General features: G+C 66.0%; 15 protein-coding genes. 4 read left to right on the forward strand and 11 right to left on the reverse strand.

Annotation, left to right across the window (positions count from 1 at the left end):
* Positions 1 to 26 precede the first annotated feature (26 nt).
* Together FHY19_RS02225 and FHY19_RS02230 are read right to left on the reverse strand one after the other, a co-directional pair.
* The gene (locus tag FHY19_RS02225) at positions 27 to 1,058 is read right to left on the reverse strand and encodes an aldo/keto reductase (RefSeq protein ID WP_259161162.1); all 1,032 of its coding nucleotides are present in this window, start codon (positions 1,056 to 1,058) and stop codon (positions 27 to 29) included.
* Positions 1,059 to 1,206: 148 nt separating this feature from the next.
* Complete coding sequence (locus FHY19_RS02230) at positions 1,207 to 2,412, reverse strand: MFS transporter (RefSeq protein WP_259161163.1); 1,206 nt, start codon at positions 2,410 to 2,412, stop codon at positions 1,207 to 1,209.
* A gap of 99 nt (positions 2,413 to 2,511) precedes the next feature.
* Between FHY19_RS02230 and FHY19_RS02235 the strand changes: the two genes are divergently transcribed.
* On the forward strand, positions 2,512 to 3,432 hold the full coding sequence (locus FHY19_RS02235; RefSeq protein WP_259161164.1) for a LysR family transcriptional regulator: 921 nt from the start codon (positions 2,512 to 2,514) through the stop codon (positions 3,430 to 3,432).
* Between the two features lie 130 nt (positions 3,433 to 3,562).
* Here the strand turns inward: FHY19_RS02235 and FHY19_RS02240 are convergent, their stop codons facing one another.
* Positions 3,563 to 3,766 carry a hypothetical protein gene (locus FHY19_RS02240; RefSeq protein ID WP_259161168.1) on the reverse strand — a complete coding sequence of 68 codons (204 nt, stop codon included), beginning with the start codon at positions 3,764 to 3,766 and terminating at the stop codon, positions 3,563 to 3,565.
* A gap of 210 nt (positions 3,767 to 3,976) precedes the next feature.
* On the opposite strand from FHY19_RS02240, the gene FHY19_RS02245 reads away from it, so the two are divergent.
* The gene (locus FHY19_RS02245; RefSeq protein WP_259151522.1) at positions 3,977 to 4,888 is read left to right on the forward strand and encodes an AraC family transcriptional regulator; all 912 of its coding nucleotides are present in this window, start codon (positions 3,977 to 3,979) and stop codon (positions 4,886 to 4,888) included.
* A gap of 135 nt (positions 4,889 to 5,023) precedes the next feature.
* Here FHY19_RS02245 and FHY19_RS02250 read toward each other — a convergent pair whose 3' ends face one another.
* The gene (locus FHY19_RS02250; RefSeq protein ID WP_259161170.1) at positions 5,024 to 5,512 is read right to left on the reverse strand and encodes a cupin domain-containing protein; all 489 of its coding nucleotides are present in this window, start codon (positions 5,510 to 5,512) and stop codon (positions 5,024 to 5,026) included.
* Positions 5,513 to 5,847: 335 nt separating this feature from the next.
* On the opposite strand from FHY19_RS02250, the gene FHY19_RS02255 reads away from it, so the two are divergent.
* Positions 5,848 to 6,747 (forward strand): LysR family transcriptional regulator, encoded by a 900-nt coding sequence (locus FHY19_RS02255; RefSeq protein WP_259163862.1) that lies wholly within the window; start codon positions 5,848 to 5,850, stop codon positions 6,745 to 6,747.
* A gap of 1,127 nt (positions 6,748 to 7,874) precedes the next feature.
* Here FHY19_RS02255 and FHY19_RS02260 read toward each other — a convergent pair.
* The 5 genes from FHY19_RS02260 to FHY19_RS02280 form a co-directional block, all read right to left on the reverse strand.
* The gene (locus FHY19_RS02260) at positions 7,875 to 8,858 is read right to left on the reverse strand and encodes an aldo/keto reductase (protein ID WP_259161172.1); all 984 of its coding nucleotides are present in this window, start codon (positions 8,856 to 8,858) and stop codon (positions 7,875 to 7,877) included.
* Positions 8,859 to 9,097: 239 nt separating this feature from the next.
* Positions 9,098 to 9,784 (reverse strand): TetR/AcrR family transcriptional regulator, encoded by a 687-nt coding sequence (locus FHY19_RS02265; protein ID WP_259161174.1) that lies wholly within the window; start codon positions 9,782 to 9,784, stop codon positions 9,098 to 9,100.
* Positions 9,777 to 11,264, reverse strand: coding sequence for an AdeC/AdeK/OprM family multidrug efflux complex outer membrane factor (gene adeC / locus FHY19_RS02270; protein ID WP_259161176.1), 1,488 nt, complete (start codon positions 11,262 to 11,264; stop codon positions 9,777 to 9,779). The genes FHY19_RS02265 and adeC overlap by 8 nt, the downstream gene beginning before the upstream one ends.
* A gap of 1 nt (position 11,265) precedes the next feature.
* Positions 11,266 to 14,412, reverse strand: a complete 3,147-nt coding sequence (locus FHY19_RS02275; RefSeq protein ID WP_259151534.1) for an efflux RND transporter permease subunit — start codon at positions 14,410 to 14,412, stop codon at positions 11,266 to 11,268.
* Between the two features lie 16 nt (positions 14,413 to 14,428).
* Entirely contained in the window at positions 14,429 to 15,652 is a 1,224-nt protein-coding gene (locus FHY19_RS02280; protein ID WP_259161179.1) for an efflux RND transporter periplasmic adaptor subunit, read from the reverse strand.
* A gap of 131 nt (positions 15,653 to 15,783) precedes the next feature.
* Between FHY19_RS02280 and FHY19_RS02285 the strand changes: the two genes are divergently transcribed.
* A complete protein-coding gene (locus tag FHY19_RS02285) occupies positions 15,784 to 16,401 on the forward strand; it encodes a TetR/AcrR family transcriptional regulator (RefSeq protein WP_259151537.1) in 618 nt (205 codons plus the stop codon).
* A 156-nt stretch (positions 16,402 to 16,557) separates the two neighbouring features.
* Here FHY19_RS02285 and rtcA read toward each other — a convergent pair whose 3' ends face one another.
* Together rtcA and FHY19_RS02295 are read right to left on the reverse strand one after the other, a co-directional pair.
* The gene (gene rtcA, locus FHY19_RS02290; protein WP_259161186.1) at positions 16,558 to 17,577 is read right to left on the reverse strand and encodes an RNA 3'-terminal phosphate cyclase; all 1,020 of its coding nucleotides are present in this window, start codon (positions 17,575 to 17,577) and stop codon (positions 16,558 to 16,560) included.
* Positions 17,578 to 17,761: 184 nt separating this feature from the next.
* A complete protein-coding gene (locus FHY19_RS02295; RefSeq protein WP_259161193.1) occupies positions 17,762 to 18,982 on the reverse strand; it encodes an RtcB family protein in 1,221 nt (406 codons plus the stop codon).
* Positions 18,983 to 19,479 lie beyond the last annotated feature (497 nt).

Consider the following 19,479-nt stretch of genomic DNA (forward strand, 5'->3'; position numbering starts at 1 on the left):
AGCGTGGCGCAATGGCGCAGCCCGCCTCACACCGGTAGCGGGCTGCGTTCGGCAAAGTGCCCGCGCCAGTACGGGTAATACGGATACGGTGGCTCCACCGCGCTCACTGCATCCAGGCGCGCGCGTTGCGCGTCCGTCAGCGACCAGCCCACCGCACCCAGGTTCTGGCGCAACTGCGCTTCGTCGCGTGCGCCGATCAGCACCGTGCTCACGGTGGGTCGTTGCAGCAGCCAGTTGATGGCGATCTGCGGCACGCTGCGGCCGGTCTCTGCGGCAATCGCGTCGAGCACATCGACGATGTCGAACAGGCGCTCGTCGCTGATCGCCGGCCCGGCGGCAGCGGTGGCATGCAGGCGACTGTGTTCGGGCAATGCCTGGCCGCGGCGCAGCTTGCCGGTCAGCCGGCCCCAGCCCAGCGGGCTCCACACCACCGCACCCACGCCCTGGTCGATGCCCAGCGGCATCAGCTCCCATTCGTAGTCGCGCCCGGCCAGCGAGTAATAGCTCTGGTTGGCGACAAAGCGGCTCCAGCCCTGTGCGTCGGCCACGGCCAGCGATTTCATCAGCTGCCAACCGGCGTAATTGGACGCGCCCAGATAACGCACCTTGCCGGCGCGCACCAGCCCATCGAGCGTGGACAGCGTTTCCTCCACCGGCGTCATCGCATCGAAGGCATGCAGCTGCAGCAGATCGATATAGTCGGTGCGCAAGCGTCGCAGCGAGGCATCCACCGCACGCAACAAGCGAAAGCGCGAGGCGCCGGCATCGTTGGGCCCATCGCCCAACCGCAGGCCGGTCTTGGTCGAGAGGATCACCTGATCGCGGCGGCCGTGCAGCGCCTGGCCGAGGATCTCTTCAGAGGCGCCGTCCGAATACACATCGGCGGTGTCGAACAGGTTCAGCCCCGCTTCCAGGCACAGGTCGATCATGCGCCGCGCCTGTGCCGCATCGGTATCGCCCCAGGCGGAAAACAGCGGCCCCTTGCCGCCAAACGTGCCGGCGCCCAGCCCCAGCACCGGCACCTTGAAACCGGAACGGCCGAGAAAACGTGTGTCCATTGCAATGCTCCTTGAAGCCGAAAGAACGTCTGCGCTCAGTGCCAGCGGGTCCTGCAACCAGCGGCGCCAGGCGCTGCTCGCCCAGCACAGGCGCCGATCGCGCATGCCCGCGCTTGCGCGGCCTACTCACCACGCCTGAAGAACCGCATCAACCCACCTGCGCGCATGCCGCCGGCGCAGCGGCACGCCGGCGCTGCAGGTGCACGCTCCACAACGCGATCCCCAGGCCGACGGCGCTCAACAGCGCGGCGACCCACGGGGTGGCGACCAGGCCGGCGTGGGTGGCGATCGCCACGCCGCCCAGCCAGGCACCCAGGGCATTGCCCAGATTGAACGCGGCGATATTGAGGCTGGAGGCCAGGTTCTGGCCGGCACCGCGTGCATGTTCGAGCACACGCAATTGCAGCGGCGCCACGGTGGCGAAGGCGGCCACGCCCAGCAGCCCGACAACCACCACCATCGCGGTCTTGTTGTGCAGGGCCAGGCCCATCGCAGCGAGCACCGCCACCAGCGCCGCCAGCGTGCCCAGCAAGGCGGCGGTGGCGCGCCGGTCGGCCAGCCGCCCGCCCAGCAGATTGCCCACGACCATGCCGACGCCGAAGACCAGCAAGACCGGCGACACCGCCGCCTGCGCGAACCCGGTCACCTGCACCAGCAGCGGCTGGATATAGGTAAATACCGCGAACACGCCGGCATATCCCAGCACCGTCATCGCCAGCGCCAGCAGCACCTGCCCGCGCCGCAGTACCGCCACTTCCTGTCGCCACGACACCGGCGCCGCCGCACCTGCGGCGGCCGGCACCCATAGCGCAACCGCAGCGGTGGCCAGCACCCCGATCACCGTTACCGCCCAGAAGGTGGACCGCCAGCCAAGTTGCAGGCCGAGCCATGCACCGGCCGGCACGCCCAGCAGGGTCGCCACGGTGAGGCCTGCAAACATCAACGAGATGGCCGAGGCACGCCGCTCGGGCGGCACCAGCGAGGTGGCCACCACCGCGCCGACGCCGAAGAACGTGCCATGCGCCAGCGAGGTCAGCACCCGCGCGACCATCAGGCTGGCGTAGTCGGGCGCCAGGGCACAGGCGAGATTGCCCAGGGTGAAGACGATCATCAGGCTCACCAGCACGGCCTTGCGCGGCCAGCGGGCACTGAGCAACGTGAGCACCGGCGCGCCGATACTCACGCCCAGCGCGTAGCCGCTGATCAGCAGGCCGGCTGCGGCGAGCGAGACGCCCAGGTCGGCGGCGACCTGCTGCAACAGGCCCATGATGACGAATTCGGTTGTTCCGATGCCAAAGGCACCGATGGTCAGCGCCAGCAGGGCTGGTGGCAGACGGGACGCAGGGGAGGACATGACAGAAACCGGGGAAGGACTGCGCATAGCCTGCGCCGGACAATCCTCTTCAAGAAGCCTTGTTATGCTGATTCACTTTCAATGCCAGATTGATAATGCATGGACCGTCTCGGAGATATCGCGCTGTTCCTGCGCGTGCTGGACCTGGGCTCGATCACCGCCGCCGCCCACACCCTGGACCTGTCGGTCGCGGTTGCCAGTCAGCGCCTGAAACGGCTTGAACGCGACCTCGGCGTGCGCCTGCTGCACCGGACTACCCGCCGCCTGCATCCCACGCCGGAAGGGCAGCAGCTGGCGGCGCGCGGCCGGGTGCTGGTGGACGACCTGGAAGCGCTGGCCGACGACCTGCGCGAGAGCGCCCACGATGTCGGCGGGACCTTGCGGGTCACGCTGTCGGCCTCGTTCGGGCGTCAATACATCTCCCCGCTGCTGCCCGCCTTCCAGGCACGGCACCCGCGCCTGCGCATCAGCGCGCATCTGAGCGACGATCTGGTGGACCTGGTCCAGCAGGGCTTCGACCTGGCGATCCGCATCGGCGCGCTGGACGACTCCGGCCTGGTGGCCAGGCGCATTGCCGATAACCGCCGCACGCTGGCTGCCTCGCCTGCGTATCTGCAGCGGCACGGCATACCGCGCACTCCCGCGGATTTGATGCAGCATCCAGGCGTGCTGCTGATGGGCCGCGATGGCCGCCAGGACCTGTGGACGCTGCAGACGCCGGAAGGCGGCCAGGTGCGGGTACGCATGCAAAGCCGCTTCGAGAGCAACTTCGGCGAACTGGTGCGCGATGCGGTGCTCGCCGGGCAAGGCATCGCGATGCATTCGTACTGGCATATCGCCGACGACCTGCGCGCCGGTCGCCTGGTCGAAGTGATGACCGACTACCCGCCTCCCACCTCGCAGATCAGCGCCGTGATGCCCGCGCGCCAGCTGCAGCCGCCGCGGGTGCGTGCGTTTGTGGACTTTCTGCTCGAACACTTCGGCCAGACGCCGCCGTGGGAATCGGCGACGGGCGCATGAGCGCCTGCATGGCGGCTAGCTAGAAGATCGTGTGGGCTGCGCACAGGCCGCACGCGCCGTGCCGCCGTCCGCAGGCCCGGGCCAACTGTGCGCGCAGCGCGGCTGCGGGTGGCGCCACGGCGCGGACGCCTTACTTGCCGCTGCGTTGCAGGCGTTTGCCGAGCGCGCGTCGCTGGGCGTCGCTGAGCAGATGTCCGTGCGTGCTCAGCAGGCCGACGATCTGCTGGTGCGCCAGCTGCGTGCGCCTGGCAAGCTCGGCAGTCGCCGCCTGCTCGATCGCCTTCCAGTCGGCAGGGGTGGAGGCGGCAGCTAGGGGACGGGGTTTGGCAGGCATGACGATCGAGGCACCGGAGACAGGTCGCAAGAATACGGAATGTGCGTGAGCGATCGATCAGCGGCATTGCCTCGATGGCCAGGGCTTCGCTGGCACGCGCACGCATCGGCGGCATTGTCGAGTCTGCCATTGCTGGGCGCACCACGGTGTCCCTTGTAGGATCGCGCTACCGCGGCCGTGCCGCATAGCGCCAACGCACGAGCGTCCCGCATGCCCTCTGCCACCGCCGACCTGACCGACATCCTGCTGCGCCACGCACCGGCCGATGGCATGCACGCCACGCCGATCGCCGGGTTGCACGTGATGCGCAGCGCCGTCGCCACCGACTCCATCCCTACCGTCTACACGCCGATGCTGTGCCTGGTGGCGCAGGGCCGCAAGCGCGCGATGCTGGGAAACCAGGCCTATCACTACCACCCGCAGATGTACCTGGTGGCCTCGGTGGACCTTCCCATCGTCGGCTCGGTAATCGAGGCCAGCGCCACCCACCCTTACCTGTGCTTCTGCCTGGACCTGGACACGGCGGTGCTCAGCGAACTGGCGATCCACCACGCGGAACTTGCCGAGCCGCAGCGCGACACCGCGAGCGCCGGCCTGTTGCTCAACCGCAGCACGCCGCAGCTGTACGACACCGCGGTGCGGCTGGCAGGCCTGCTCGACCGACCGCAGGAGATCGCCGCGCTGGCCCCGCTGGTCACGCGCGAATTGCTTTATCGCCTGATGGCCGACCCCGCCAATGCGGTGGTGCGCCAGATGGCGATTGCCGACAGCCGCCTCAACCAGATCTCCAAGGCCATCGTGTGGCTGCGCGAGCACTACGCGCAGCGTTTCAGCATCGAGCAGATCGCCGATCTGTCGGCGATGAGCCGCTCCACCTTCCATGCGCACTTCAAGGCGGTGACCTCGATGACACCGCTGGAGTACCGCTCGCATCTGCGCGTGCACGAGGCGCGCCGGTTGATGGTGGCCGAGGCGCTCACCGCCGCCGATGCCGGGTTTCGGGTGGGGTATGAGAGCGCATCGCAATTCAGCCGCGACTACGCGCGCCTTCTCGGCGAGCCGCCCGCGCGCGATGCACAACGCTTACGCGCAAGCGCGCCCGACGCGACCGAAGCGGCATGAGACTGCCGGCCTGACCACCGCGGTCTTCTGCACGCGCAGATCGCGCCGCGCGCAACAGCTGCGGCGCTCCTGCAGCGATGGCGATGCAGTCGTTGCAGTCGAAGACGGCATTCCCGCTGCGCCATTCCCGGTCACTCAATCGGCCTTGTACTGCGCGTCTGTCACCTGTTCGAGCCAGGTCACCGGCGAGCCATCCACCGACTCGGCAATGGCGATATGCGACATCGCCACCGTCGCGTTCGCGCCGTGCCAATGCTTGACGCCCGGCGGAATCCACACGATGTCGCCGGGGCGGATCTCCTGCGCCGGCTTGCCCCACTCCTGCACCCTCCCCGCACCGGCGGTGACGATGAGCGTCTGCCCCAATGGATGGGTGTGCCAGGCGGTACGCGCGCCCGGCTCGAAGGTCACCGTGGCACCGCCCACGCGTGCTGGTGCATCGGCCTGAAACGGCGCATCGATCCGCACCTTGCCGGTGAAGTAATCGGCCGGGCCCACCGCCGACGCCGCACCGCCGGCACGGCTCACCCTGATCGGCGCCTGCGCGCCCCCGTTCCCCTCGCCACCCGGCGCGGTGGTCGCGGCCATCATCGACAACGACATTGCAGTTGCGAACAGATTCATTGCGGTACTCCTTGAGTGTGGTGAAACAACGTAGCAATGGCTTGCCAGGCCGCGCGGGGTGCCTCGCAGGTCGAAGCGGACCAGCGGCCGATGCGCTATCGGGCCGCCGCCGCATCGGTCTGGCAATCGACAGCAGAGCGCCACCTGCCCTGCATCCGGTTGCCTGCACTGTAGCGCGCATGCGCAGACACATTCCCCCCTGCAAATCCGCATGCAGCTAGAAACCCAGCGCATCAATGCGGCTGCGCTGCGGGCCACCGGCATTGAGGCCATCACACTCCATCGCGCATGATGCTGGCCGCATGAATCGCATGCCTGAAGCGGCACTGGCAGCAATGGCTCGGGAAAACCTCAACGACCTGCAGGTCTTCGTCACCGTCGCGCGCGAGGGCAGCTTTACCCGCGCCGCCGCGCAACTGGGCGTCTCGCAATCGGCGTTGAGCCATACCGTGCGTGCCCTGGAAACGCGGTTGGGCATCCGCTTGCTGACCCGCACCACGCGCAGCGTTTCGATGACCGAAGCCGGTGCGCGCCTGTTCGAGACGGTGGCACCGCGGCTGCAGGAGATCGACGACGAGTTGTCCGCGCTCACCGACTTCCGCGACAAGCCGGCCGGCACCATCCGCATCACCACCGCCGGGCACGCCGCCGATGCCTACGTGTGGCCGGCGCTTTCGAAAATATTGCCCGACTATCCGGACCTCAAGATCGAAGTCACCGTGGATTACGGCCTGGCCGACATCGTGGCCGAGCGCTACGACATCGGCATCCGCTTGGGCGACCAGGTCGCCAAGGACATGATCGCGGTGCCGATCAGCCCGCGCCAGCGCATGGCGGTGGTCGCGGTCCCTGGCTACTTCGTGCATCACACCATCCCGAGCGTTCCGGCCGATCTGGCGCAGCACAACTGCATCGGCCTGCGCTTGCCAACGCACGGCGGATTGCTGGCCTGGGATTTCGAAAAAGACGGGCGTGAGGTCAAGGTGCGCGTGGATGGGCAATGGACCTTCAACGACAGCAGCGCGATCCTGCGCGCCGCGTTGGCCGGCGCAGGACTGGCGTTCCTGCCGGACACCATGGTGCTGGACCATATCGCCGCCGGCCGCTTGCGCCGCGTACTGGAAGACTGGTGCGACCCGTTCGACGGCTATTACGCCTATTACCCCAGCCGCCGCCAATCCTCGAGCGCACTCAAAGTGGTGATCGATGCATTGCGGCACGATCTGGTGCGTTGACGCACTTCCGTAGGAGCGCGCTTGCGCGCGATGAGGCCTTATCGGTAACGCTCAATCGCGCGCGAGCGCGCTCCTACGACAGCTTCGGTTTGCGGCGAGGGTAACGGTGGTGGTCGATGCGCTGCGGCACGATCTGGTGCGTTGACGCACTTCTGTAGGAGCGCGCTTGCGTGCGATGAGGCCTTATCGGTAACGCCCCATCGCGCGCGAGCGCGCTCTTACGACAGCTTCGGTTTGCGGCGAGGGTAAAGGTGGCGGTCGATGCGCTGCGGCACGATCTGGTGCGTTGACGCACTTCTGTAGGAGCGCGCTTGCGCGCGATGTGGACTTATCGGTAACGCCCGATCGCGCGCAAGCGCGCTCCTACGACAGCTTCGGTTTGCGGCGAGGGTAACGGTGGTGGTCGATGCGCTGCGGCACGATCTGGTGCGTTGACGCACTTCTGTAGGAGCGCGCTTGCGCGCGATGAGGCCTTATCGGTAACGTCCCATCGCGCGCAAGCGCGCTCTTACGACAGCTTCGGTTTGCGGCGAGGGTAAAGGTGGCGGTCGATGCGCTGCGGCACGATCTGGTGCGTTGACGCACTTCTGTAGGAGCGCGCTTGCGCGCGATGTGGCCTTATCGGTAACGTCCCATCGCGCGCAAGCGCGCTCCTACGACAGCTTCGGTTTGCGGCGAGGGTAACGGTGGTGGTCGATGCGCTGCGGCACGATCTGGTGCGTTGACGCACTTCCGTAGGAGCGCGCTTGCGCGCGATGTGGACTTATCGGTAACGCCCGATCGCGCGCAAGCGCGCTCCTACAACAACTTCGGTTTGCGGAACGTTTAAGCGCGGCGATAGATGCGCTGCGGCACGCCTTGCCGCGGTGACACGCTCGTGTAGGAGCGCGCTTGCGCGCGATGAGGCCTTATCGGTAACGCCCCATCGCGCGCGAGCGCGCTCCTACAACAGCTTCGGTTTGCGGCGAGGGTAACGGTGGTGGTCGATGCGCTGCGGCACGATCTGGTGCGTTGACGTACTTCTGTAGGAGCGCGCTTGCGCGCGATGTGGACTTATCGACAACGCCGCATCGCGCGCAAGCGCGCTCCTACTATTGCGGCGGTGTGCGGTCGCTTGCACCGCTGGGTCATTGACCGACCAGCTTCTGTCGCTCAGGGCTGTAACGCTCGCCGACAATCGCCACCGCATCCAGCGCCTGCTGGATGCGCGCAAGATCCTCGCTGCTCAGGGTCAACGCAGCGCCGCCCAGATTTTCGTCCAGGCGATGCAGCTTGGTGGTGCCGGGAATCGGCACGATCCACGGCTTGCGCGACAGCAGCCACGCCAGCGCGACCTGCGCCGGGGTGCCGCCCTTGTCGGCAGCGATGGCCTGGATGCGCCCGACCAGCGCCTGGTTGGCCTGACGGGCTTCGGCTGCGAACCGCGGCACCTGATTGCGGAAATCGTCGGCGGAAAATTGCGTGTCGGCCTGGATGGCGCCGGTCAAGAAGCCCTTGCCGAGCGGGCTGAATGGCACGAAGCCGATCCCGAGTTCTTCCAGCGTCGGCAACACGTCGGTTTCCGGCTCGCGCCACCATAGCGAGTATTCGCTCTGCACTGCGGTCACCGGCTGCACTGCATGCGCGCGCCGGATGGTGTCGGCACCGGCCTCGGACAGGCCGAAATGCGTCACCTTGCCCTCGGCGATCAAGTCCTTGACCGTGCCGGCCACCTCCTCGATCGGCACCGCCGGGTCCACGCGATGTTGATAGAACAGGTCGATGCGGTCGGTCTTCAGGCGCGTCAGGCTGGCCTCGGCCACCGCACGGATCCGCTCGGGACGACTGTCAAGCCCGGCATCGGCATGTCCGTCCTTGAAGCCGAACTTGGTTGCAATCACCAACTGGTCGCGGTGCGCTGCCAGCGCCTCGCCCAGCAATGTCTCGTTGGCGAAGGGCCCGTAAGCCTCGGCCGTATCGAAGAAAGTGACGCCACGCTCCACGGCCGCCTGCAGCAAGGCGACGGCGTCCTTGCGCTCGGTCGCCGGCCCGTAGCCATAACTCAGGCCCATGCAGCCCAAGCCCAGTGCCGATACCTGTAACCCGCTGTTTCCCAACTGTCGTATCTGCATCGCTCGCTCCCGCGGCAATGGCCGCATCGAATGGATCGACCGCAGGCGGCAATACCGCTGCAGCACCGATGCGCCACGATAGTCCGGTGCCGCAGGCACATTGCACAGCAGGCGGCGCTAACGCTTATGAGCGACCCTCATCAACGCGCAGCGCGCCTGACGCAGTGGTGGCCCTGCATGCGAACGCAGACAACGCACCAGCGACTACTGCCATCCATCGCGCAGTCCTGCTGCTGCAACTAGAACCCGCCAGGCACTTCGCGCTTGCCTGCCGTGCTTACTGCCGATGGTTGCGGCCGATACGCACGCAGGAACAGCGCTACCGCACTGGCGACATACACCTGCTGCGCTGCAGCCGGTGCCTGCAACAGGTCGCCACGTATCGTCGCGTTGGCGGGCAGCCCGGTCATCAACCCGAAAAAATGGACCGATGCCTCAGGCAGGTCGTCGATCGCCAGCGCTCCGGCGGCCACCTCGCGCGCCAGCAGGGCACGCATCATGCGGTCGTAACGCTCGAAGCACAGCATCCACATCTCCTCGCGCATCTGGCTGGGCAATACCGGCGGGCGCACCAACGCGTACGCGGCATCGTCCAATGCGCTGCGGCTCGCCACGCGCAGCAGCGCATTGGCAACGGCAATCAGGCGCCGATCCAATGGACCTTGCGCCTCCAGCAACCCGTCCCAGTGACTGCGCGGCGCATGCGCCAATGCCTCCAGCGTGGTGCGGAACAGCACTTCCTTGGATGCAAAGTACGCGTACAGCGTGGCCTTGGACACCCGCGCCTGTTGGGCGATGGTGTCCATGCTGGTGCCCTCGAATCCGTAGCGCTCGAACAGCGCACGCGCCGCCGCCAGGATGGCACCGCGCTTGCCGGGTGGCGCAGGCGCACGCAGTGCAGCGTCGGCCGGGGTCTGGTCATCCATGCGGCTGCCCCGTCGCGACGCTGGCCACCTCCGGCTCTGCCGTCTGCAACCAGCCGCCACCCATCGCCTTGTAGAACGTCACCAGATTGGTCAACCGCGACAGCTGCGTGCCGATCAAGGTCTGCTGGGCGCTGTACAGCGAGCGCTGCGCATCCAGTGCCTGCAGATAACTGTCGACGCCACGTTCGAAACGCGCCTGCGACAAGCGATAGCTATCGGCGGTCGCATCGACCAACGCCTGCTGCGCCTGCAACTGCCGGCCCAGCGTATCGCGTTGCGCAAGCGCATCGGACACTTCGCGGAACGCACTCTGGATCGATTTCTCGTAGCGGGCCACCTCGATATCGCGGTTGGCCTTGGCCATGTCCAGATTGGCGCGATTTCGCCCGGCATTGAAGATCGGCAAGGTCAGCGTCGGTACGAAGCTCCAGGCGCGCGTGCCAGAATCGAACAGGTTCGACAGGCTGCTGCTGGACGAACCCAACGAGCCGGTCAGGCTGATGCTGGGGAAGAACGCCGCACGCGCTGCACCGATGTTGGCATTGGCCGCACGCAGGTTGCGCTCTGCTTCCAGGATGTCCGGGCGACGCTGCAGCAGCTGCGACGGCAACCCGGTCGGCACGCTGGCCAGCACACTGCCTTCCACGCTGGCGCTATCGGGCAACGCACGCGGCAACAAGGCGTCCGGCACAGCCGTGCCGACCAGCAGCACCAGGGCGTTGCGATCCTGCGCTACCTGCGCGGTGTAGCGCTCCACGTCCACGCGTGCGGTTTCCACCGTGGTCTGCGCCTGGCGCAGGGTCAGCTGCGAGGCGACGCCCAATTCGAAACTGCGTTGCTGCAGGCGATAACTGTCGTCTTGGCTACGCAAGGTGGACTGCGCCAATTGCAGCGACGCCTGGTCGGCGGCCAGGGTCAGATACGCGGTGGCGACTTCTGCGACCAGGCTGATATGGGTACTGCGGCGGGCTTCGGCGGTGGACAGAAACTGTTGCAACGCCTGTTCCTTGAGGCTGCGCACGCGCCCGAACAGATCCAGTTCGTACGCGCTGATGCCGATGTTGGCACTGTAGGTGCGAAACACCGCCGGCTGCCCGGGGATGGCAAGCTCGCTCGGCGTGCGCGAATTGTTCGCCGTGCCGGTGCCATTGATGGCCGGCACCAACGCAGCGCGCTCCACCCGGTACTGCGCACGCGCCACTTCGATGTTGAGTGCGGCCACGCGCAGGTCGCGGTTGTTCTCCAGCGCCAGCGCGATCACCTGCTGCAACGCCGGGTCGGTGAAGACCTCGCGCCAGCCGATATCGGCCACGCTGCGCGCCGGTTCGCTTGCAGCCGCGTCGGCCGTAGTGGTGGACCCGGTACCGGCGAAGTGTTCCGGCACCGGAGCGTCGGGACGGGTGTAGCGCGGCATCATGGTGCAGCCAGACAGCGCGCTGGCCACCGCGATGGCGGCAAGTGTCATGCGAATCGGTGTCATGTCAGTGTCCTGTCGGTTGCGCAGTGGCGGGCGTGGCAGGCTGCGCGCGACGCTTGAACATGCCGCTGACCAGCACGAAAAACAGCGGTACGAAAAAGATCGCCAGCACCGTGCCGGACAACATGCCGCCGATCACCGCCGTGCCCAGCGCATGCTGCGCGCCGGCACCGGCACCACTGGTGAGCACCAGTGGCACCACGCCCAGGATGAAGGCCAGCGATGTCATCAGGATCGGCCGCAAGCGCATGCGCGCCGCTTCCAGTGCCGACTCGATCAGGCTCTTGCCGCTCTCATGCAGCTCCTTGGCAAACTCCACGATCAGGATCGCGTTTTTCGATGCCAGACCAATCGTGGTCAATAACCCCACCTGGAAGTACACGTCATTCATTTTCCAGGTCAGGATCGCGCCCAGCAGCGTGCCGAACACACCTAGCGGCACCACCAGGATCACCGAGAACGGAATCGCCCAGCTTTCGTACAACGCAGCCAGACACAGGAACACGATCAGGATCGACAGGCCGTACAACAGGCCGGTCTGGCCGGTGGAGGATTTTTCCTGTCGCGACAACCCGGTCCATTCAAAGCCGATACCCGGCGGCAATTTTGCCGCCGCCGCTTCCACGATCTGCATCGCTTCGCCACTGGACGCCGCGCCGGGCAGCGCCATGCCCAGGATCTCCACCGACGGCACGCTGTTGTAACGCTCCAGCCGCGGCGAACCCGATTGCCAGCTGGCGGTGGCGAAGGCGTTGAACGGCACCATGGTGCCCGCGCTGTTACGCACGAACCAGCGGTCGATATCCTGCGGATTCATGCGGTACGGCGCGTCGGCCTGCAGCAGCACCTTCTTGACACGTCCCTTGTCGATGAAGTCGTTGACGTACACGCTGCCCCATGCGCTGGAGAAGGTGTTGTTGATGTCGGAGATCGACACCCCCATCGCCTGCGCCCGGTGCGGGTCGATCTCCAGCTTGAATTCGGGCGTGTCTTCCTGCCCGTTCGGGCGCACCGCCACCAGCCGCTTGTCCTGCGACAGCTCCGCGAGCAGTTGATTGCGCGCCTGCATCAAGGCGTCGTGGCCCAGGTTGGCGCGGTCCTGCAGCATCAGATCGAAGCCGGTGGCATTGCCCAGTTCCGACACCGCCGGTGGCGCGAAGGCGAACACCTTGGCATCGCGAATACTGGCGAAATACGCCCCGGCCTTGGCCGCCACGTCGGTGACGCTCTGGCCCTTGCCGGTACGCTCGTCCCACGGCCGCAGCTTGACGAAGGCAAGCCCCACGTTCTGCCCGGTGCCGGCGAAGCTGAAACCGGAGACCGCAAACACGCCGGACACCGAGTCCTTCTGATCCACCAGGAAGTGATGCTCCACCTGCCGGATCACCTCGCCGGTGCGCGCATCGCTGGCACCCGGCGGCAGTTGCACCAGCACGAACAAGGTGCCCTGGTCTTCATCCGGCAGGAAGCCCACCGGCAATTTCATGAACCCCACCACCACCAGCGCCAGCAGCACCGCATAGGCAAGCATGTAGCGCCAGCCCTTGCCCAGCATGTGCCGCACCACGCCCTGGTAGCGGGTGTTGCCGCGATCGAACAGGCGGTTGAACCAGCCGAAGAAGCCGGTGGTGGCCATGCCATGGCCCTTGTGCACCGGCTTGAGCAAGCTGGCGCACAGGGCCGGGGTCAAAATCATCGCCACCAGCACCGACAAGGTCATCGCCGACACAATGGTGATCGAGAACTGCCGGTAGATCACGCCGGTGGACCCGCCGAAGAACGCCATCGGCACAAACACCGCGGCAAGCACCAGCGCCACACCCACCAGCGCACCGGAAATCTGGTCCATCGATTTGCGGGTGGCGTCCTTGGGCGACAACTGCTCCTCGCCCATCACGCGTTCGACGTTTTCCACCACCACGATGGCATCGTCCACCAGCAGGCCGATCGCCAGCACCATCGCGAACATGGTCAGCGTATTGATGGTGAAGCCGAACGCGGCCAGCACGCCGAACGTACCCAGCAATACCACCGGCACCGCAATCGTCGGAATCAAGGTGGCGCGGAAGTTCTGCAGAAACAGGTACATCACCAGGAACACCAGCACCACTGCCTCGACCAGCGTATGCACCACCTGCTCGATGGAGATGCGCACGAACGGCGTGGTGTCGTAGGGCTTTTGCACCTTCATGCCCGGCGGGAAGAACTTCTCCTGCTCTTCCAGGCTCTTGTCGATGGCGCGCACCGTGTCCAGCGCATTCGCACCGGTGGCCAGCTTGATCGCCAGGCCCGCTGCGGGCTTGCCGTTGTAGCGACCCACCGTGTTGTAGCTTTCGCTACCCAGTTCGACCCGCGCCACATCGCGCAGCCGCACCTGAGAGCCATCGGACTGCGTGCGCAGCAGGATGTTTTCGAACTGCTCGGCGGTCTTGAGCCGGGTCTGCGCGGTGATGGTGGCATTGAGTTGCTGGTTGGCCACCGCCGGCAACGCGCCGAGCTGGCCGGCCGACACCTGCGCGTTCTGCGCCTGGATTGCGCTACGCACATCCACCGGGGTCAGGCTGAAATTGCTCAGCTTGTTCGGGTCCAGCCAGATGCGCATGGCGTATTGCGAACCGAACAGCGTGGTGTCGCCCACGCCTTCGACGCGGCTGATGGTTTCCTGCACATTGGCCGCCACGTAATCGGACAGGTCCGAATCGCTCATGCTGCCGTCTTCGGAGGTGAAGGCCAGCACGTTGACGAAGTTGGTGGCCGACTTGGTGACCGTCACGCCCTGCTGCTGCACTTCCTGCGGCAACAACGGCGTGGCCAGCGACAACTTGTTCTGCACCTGCACCTGCGCGGTGTCCGGGTCGGTGCCGTTGTCGAAGGTCAGTGTGATGGTCACCGTGCCGCTGGATTCGCTGGTGGAGGCCATGTAGCTGAGATGGTCCAGGCCCTTCATCTTCTGCTCGATGACCTGGGTGACGGTGTCTTCCAGGGTCTGCGCCGAGGCGCCCGGATAGTTGGCGGTGATGGCGACAGCGGGCGGCGCGATGCTGGGGTATTGCGCGATCGGCAAGGTGGCGATGGACAGGATGCCGGCCAGCATCACGATGATGGCCAACACCCAGGCGAAGATCGGACGATCGATAAAGAAGCGTGCCATGACGTGTGATCCCGCCTCAGTTGGCCGCACGCGGTGCGGTCGGGGCGGAAGAAGTGCCAGCAGCACCGGCAGCATGACCAGCGGCAGCGGGCGTGCCCTTGGGCTGCCATGGCACGGTCTTGACCTCGATACCGTCGCGCGCACGCGAGGCGCCTTCGACCACCACCTGTTCGCCGGGCTTCAGGCCACTGCGCACCAGCCACTGGTCGCCGACTTCACGGTCGGTCTCCAGCACACGCAACTGCAGCTTGTGGTCGGCGCCCACCACGAATGCGGTCGGCTTGCCGGCACCATTGCGCGAGACCGCCTGCTGCGGCACCAGCAGGCCATGTTGCTTGACGCCCTCCTGCAGCACCGCGCGCACATACATGCCCGGCAGCAGATCGGCGTTCGGGTTCGGAAACACCGCGCGCAAGGTGATCGAGCCGGTGTTCTGATCGACGGTGACATCGGAGAACGCCAGCTGGCCCTGCAACGGATAGGCGCTGCCGTCTTCCAGCAGCAGCGAGACCTTGGCCGCGCCCTCGCCGGCCTTTTCAAGGTCGCCGCGCGCCATCGCCTGCTTCAGCCGCAATACCGCCGCGCTGGGCTGGGTGACGTCGATGTAGATCGGGTCCAGCTGCTGGATGGTGGTCAGTGCAGTGGACTGGTTGGCGGTCACCAACGCGCCCGGCGTCACGCTGGAGCGACCGATGCGGCCGGAGATCGGCGCGTCCAGGCGGGCGAAGGCCAGATTGATCCGGGCGGTCTCCACGCTGGCCTTGCCGGCAGCCACATCGGCTTCGGCCTGGCCCAGCGCCGCGGCGGTGTCGTCGCCTTCCTGCTGGCTGATCGCCTTGATCTGCGCCAGCTCGGTGTAGCGCTCGGCCTTGAGCCTGGCGGTGCGCAGATTGGCCTGCGCCTTGGCCAGAGTGGCCTGGGCGCTGGCATAGCTGGCGCGGTAGGTCGCCGGATCGATCTGGTACAGCGTCTGCCCGGCCTTGACGTTGCCACCCTCGGTGAACTGGCGCGACTGCACGATGCCGCCGACCTGCGGGCGGATTTCGGCAATCAGGTACGGCACGGTACGCCCCGGCAGCGCGGTGGTCAGCGACACCGGCTGCTGCTGGACGGTCAGCACGGCCATCTCCGGCGTGCCCTCTTCCGGTGGCGGTCCGCCCGGCGGGCTGCCGCAGGCACTCAGCAGGGCGGTGACGACAACGGCGAGCAACGGCAGGCGGAACGAAGCATGAGAACGCACGAGGATGTCTCCGGAGGGACAGTAAGGGTTAAATCTAAACGGTACGGTTCGGTATCCTAATAAACGTGTCCGTGGCCGTCAAGCATTTCTGCCCAGTCGGTATACTTAAACTTCAAAAGTGGAGTGAGTTGATGCGGGTCAGAACCGAAGAAAAACGCGACGCCATCGTCCAGGCGGCCAGCGAGGTGTTCCTCGAACTGGGCTTCGAAGGCGCCTCGATGTCGCAGATCGCCACCCGGGTCGGCGGCTCCAAGCGCACGCTCTACGGCTATTTCCCGTCCAAGGAAGAACTGTTCATCGCTTTCGCCAGCGACATGTCCGACAGCTACATCGACCCGATGCTTGACGCGCTGGCACAGAGCCGCGGCTCCGTCGCACAGACCTTGCAGCGCTTTGGCGAAGACATCCTGGCCTTTCTGTGCGCGCCGACATCGATCACGATCTGGCAGACCATCATTGGGGTGTCGGGGCGATCGGACGTGGGGGCATTGTTCTTCAACGCAGGCCCCGAAGAAGGCATGCAACGCATGGCCGACTACCTGCAGCAACAGATGGAAGCGGGATTGATGCGGCGCGGCGACCCGCTGCTTGCATCCAGGCAGCTGGGTGCGCTGCTGGAGTCGGAAACGCTGATGCCCTGCCTGTTCGGCGCACTGAAAGACCCCTCGCCTGATTACCTGCGCGGCGCCGCGCAGCGCGCGGTCAAGATGTTCCTGGCGGCGTATACGCTCGAGTCGGCACCGGGCTGACGCATCGGGCAGGCATGGCACCAAAGCGCACTCCCGCAATGCGTACGCTGGTCATAGGTCGTCGCCCGATGCGGCAATGCCTCTGTGCATGGCATTGGCTCTCAGCTGACCCTCGCCGGGCGCAGGCGCTGCCGCCAACGCAACGCCTGCCTCACCTCAGCGATCAACAGACACGCGCCACTGGCCGTCTGCCATCGGCAGCCAGGTGATCTCCACCGGCAGGAACTTCTCGATCAGCCGGGCGTTGCTCGCCAGATGCTCACTGATGGCATCGGTGGTGAACCCGCCACCGCCGGCCAGCGCCATCGGCAGCAACAACTGGTCCGACAGATACTCGCCAACGCAGGCGCCAGCATCGAGATACCGCTGCACCTGATCGGCAAGGCGCTCGCCCACCTGCTCGGCGGCCACACCGCGCTCGCCGTAGCCGGCAAAGGTCTCGACATGCGCTGCATGGCGCACATGCACAAGCGCGACGTTGCCCGGCCCCAACGCAGGACGCACGCTCTCCACATGGCGCGGGCTGGGGTCCACGCCCAGACGTGCAGCCAACACGCGTAACTCGCGATGCCCGATCTTGGTCGACAACCCGGAGATCAGGATCGTCGCCTCGATCGACTCCAACGTCCCGCGTGCATCGAACACGACATGCTGGAGCTGCGCACAAGGCTCCACCGCCACCTGCAGCACTCCGCCGCCGGCCGGATAAAAGCCATGCCGCTCCAGTACCGCCGACACGCGCACGCCCATCCGCTGCAAGGCAGGCAGATAGCAGTCGGCGATGAAATCGGCACTCGGCGCCAACGGATTGTGCGTCCCGCCTTCGAACGTCAGGCTCGAAGGTGCCGCCGCCTGCCAAAGCGCAGGCAGCACAGTCTGCAACACCAAGGTGGCAGAGCCCGCACTTCCGGTCGCGAAGCGATATGTCCCCGGCAACACCTGGCCCGGCTCGAACCGCAACGCCGTCGCACCGATCTGCGCACCATGCGTACGCGCCTGCCCAATCGCCGCCGCCGCATTGACGGCCGTCAGGTGCTGACGCATCAAACCCGGGCGTGAACGCGCTCCGCGGATGTTGTGCATGACAAAGCCGGTCCCGGTGCACAGGCTCAACGTCAATGCGGTGCGCAACAACTGTCCACCGCCTGCCGCTCCATCGATTTCAATCATGTCCATGACGCACATCCATTCAAATAAACGCCCCGATGCCCAGATCGGGGCTGTCAATGCCTTGCCGGCGCAGTGTAGTTGGATCCAATGCCCAGGCGGCGCCCGCTGGTTGCACCTGCGCTGCAGCGGTGTCCGATGCCGCAGCGTCGACGCAACGCATCGCTAGCGCTGCGGCAACCAATGCGCAGGCCTATCCCTTGACGCATACCACCTGCCGAAGCGTATGCACGATTTCCACCAGGTCGCGCTGTGCATGCATCACCGCTTCGATCGGCTTGTACGCCGCGGGCGACTCGTCCACCACGTCCTGATCCTTGCGGCATTCCACATGCGCCGTGGCCTTGATGTGGTCGTCGAGGCTGATGCGCCGCTTGGCCTCGGTGCGGCTCATGACCCGTCCAGCACCATGGCTGCAGCTATGGAAGCTGTCGACATTGCCGAGTCCGCGCACGATGAAACTCTTGGCGCCCATGCTGCCGGGAATGATGCCCAGCTCGCCCTTGCGGGCACTCACCGCACCCTTGCGCGTCACGAACACGTCCTTGCCGAAGTGGTGCTCGCGGCTGACGTAGTTGTGGTGACAGTTCACCGCCTCCGCCTGCGCCTCGAACGGCTTGGCGATGACCGTGCGCACCGCCGCCACCACGTGACGCATCATGATTTCCCGATTGATCCGCGCATAGCGTTGCGCCCAGTCCACTGCAAACACGTAGTCGGCATAGTGCTCGCTGCCTTCCGGCAGGTAGGCCAGGTCCTGGTCCGGCAGGTTGATCATCCAGCGACGCATCTCGTTCTTGGCCAGCTGGATGAAATGGTTGCCGATCGCATTGCCGACGCCGCGCGATCCGGAGTGCAGCATGAACCATACGCGCTGCGCCTCATCCAGGCAGACCTCGACAAAATGGTTGCCGGTTCCCAGCGTTCCCAGGTGCTGCAGGTTATTGGTCTTGTGCAACCGCGGATGGCGCTCGCAGATCAACGCAAAATCGCTCGCCAGCTGCGACCAGCCATCGATCGCATGCCCCGGCGGGGTCTGCCATGCCCCCTTGTCGCGCACACCCGGCGTGCGCCCGTGCGGCACCGCGCGCTCGATCGCGCTGCGGATCGCGGCCAGGTTGTCCGGCAGGTCGCTGGCCACCAACGTGGTGCGCGCGGCGATCATGCCGCACCCGATATCCACGCCGACTGCGGCAGGCACGATCGCGCCGATGGTCGGCACCACCGACCCCACCGTGGCTCCCTTGCCCAAATGCACGTCGGGCATGACCGCGATCCAGCGGTGGATGAAAGGCAGCTTGGCGATGTTCTGCAACTGCTGGCGCGCTTCGTCCTCGAGCGGAACGCCGCGCGTCCACAGCTTGATGGGGGCCGCACCCGGCTGGGCAATCACATCGTAGTGTAGGTCGCTCATTGAAAGACTCCTTGCAACAAAACAATGAAAAGGCGCGGTGACAAAGTGGCGGAACAGACTGCAGTGCGACAGCCGCCGCATTGCACTGGGATTTGAACCCACCCATTGAAGGGACACCGATGTAGTTCCTACCGCATTCACCGCAAAGAACGGCATCCCGCGGGCGAGCCGCAGAATGCTTTGACGCAAGACCATCGCCCACCCGAGGCAGGCGCTGGAGCCCGCCAGCAAACCCAGCAGCGAGGCAACGGACCGAAGGCCGATGCGCACGCGTCATAAGCGGCGATGACGGAAAAAAGCGCGGTGACAAAAGTGATGGAATGCTCTGCGTGGCGGCGGCCGGAGCCGCAGCAACGCAGTCGGGATTTGAACCCAACCCAATGAAGGGGATCGATGTAGTTCCACCGGCATTCACCGCAAAACCAAGCCACGCTGCCTGCGACAAGATCAATGAAACGCACGCTCTACCACTGAGCTACCGTCATGACGGGCGGGAT

Source organism: Xanthomonas sp. 4461, assembly GCF_024806475.1.
Lineage (GTDB): Bacteria > Pseudomonadota > Gammaproteobacteria > Xanthomonadales > Xanthomonadaceae > Xanthomonas > Xanthomonas arboricola_F.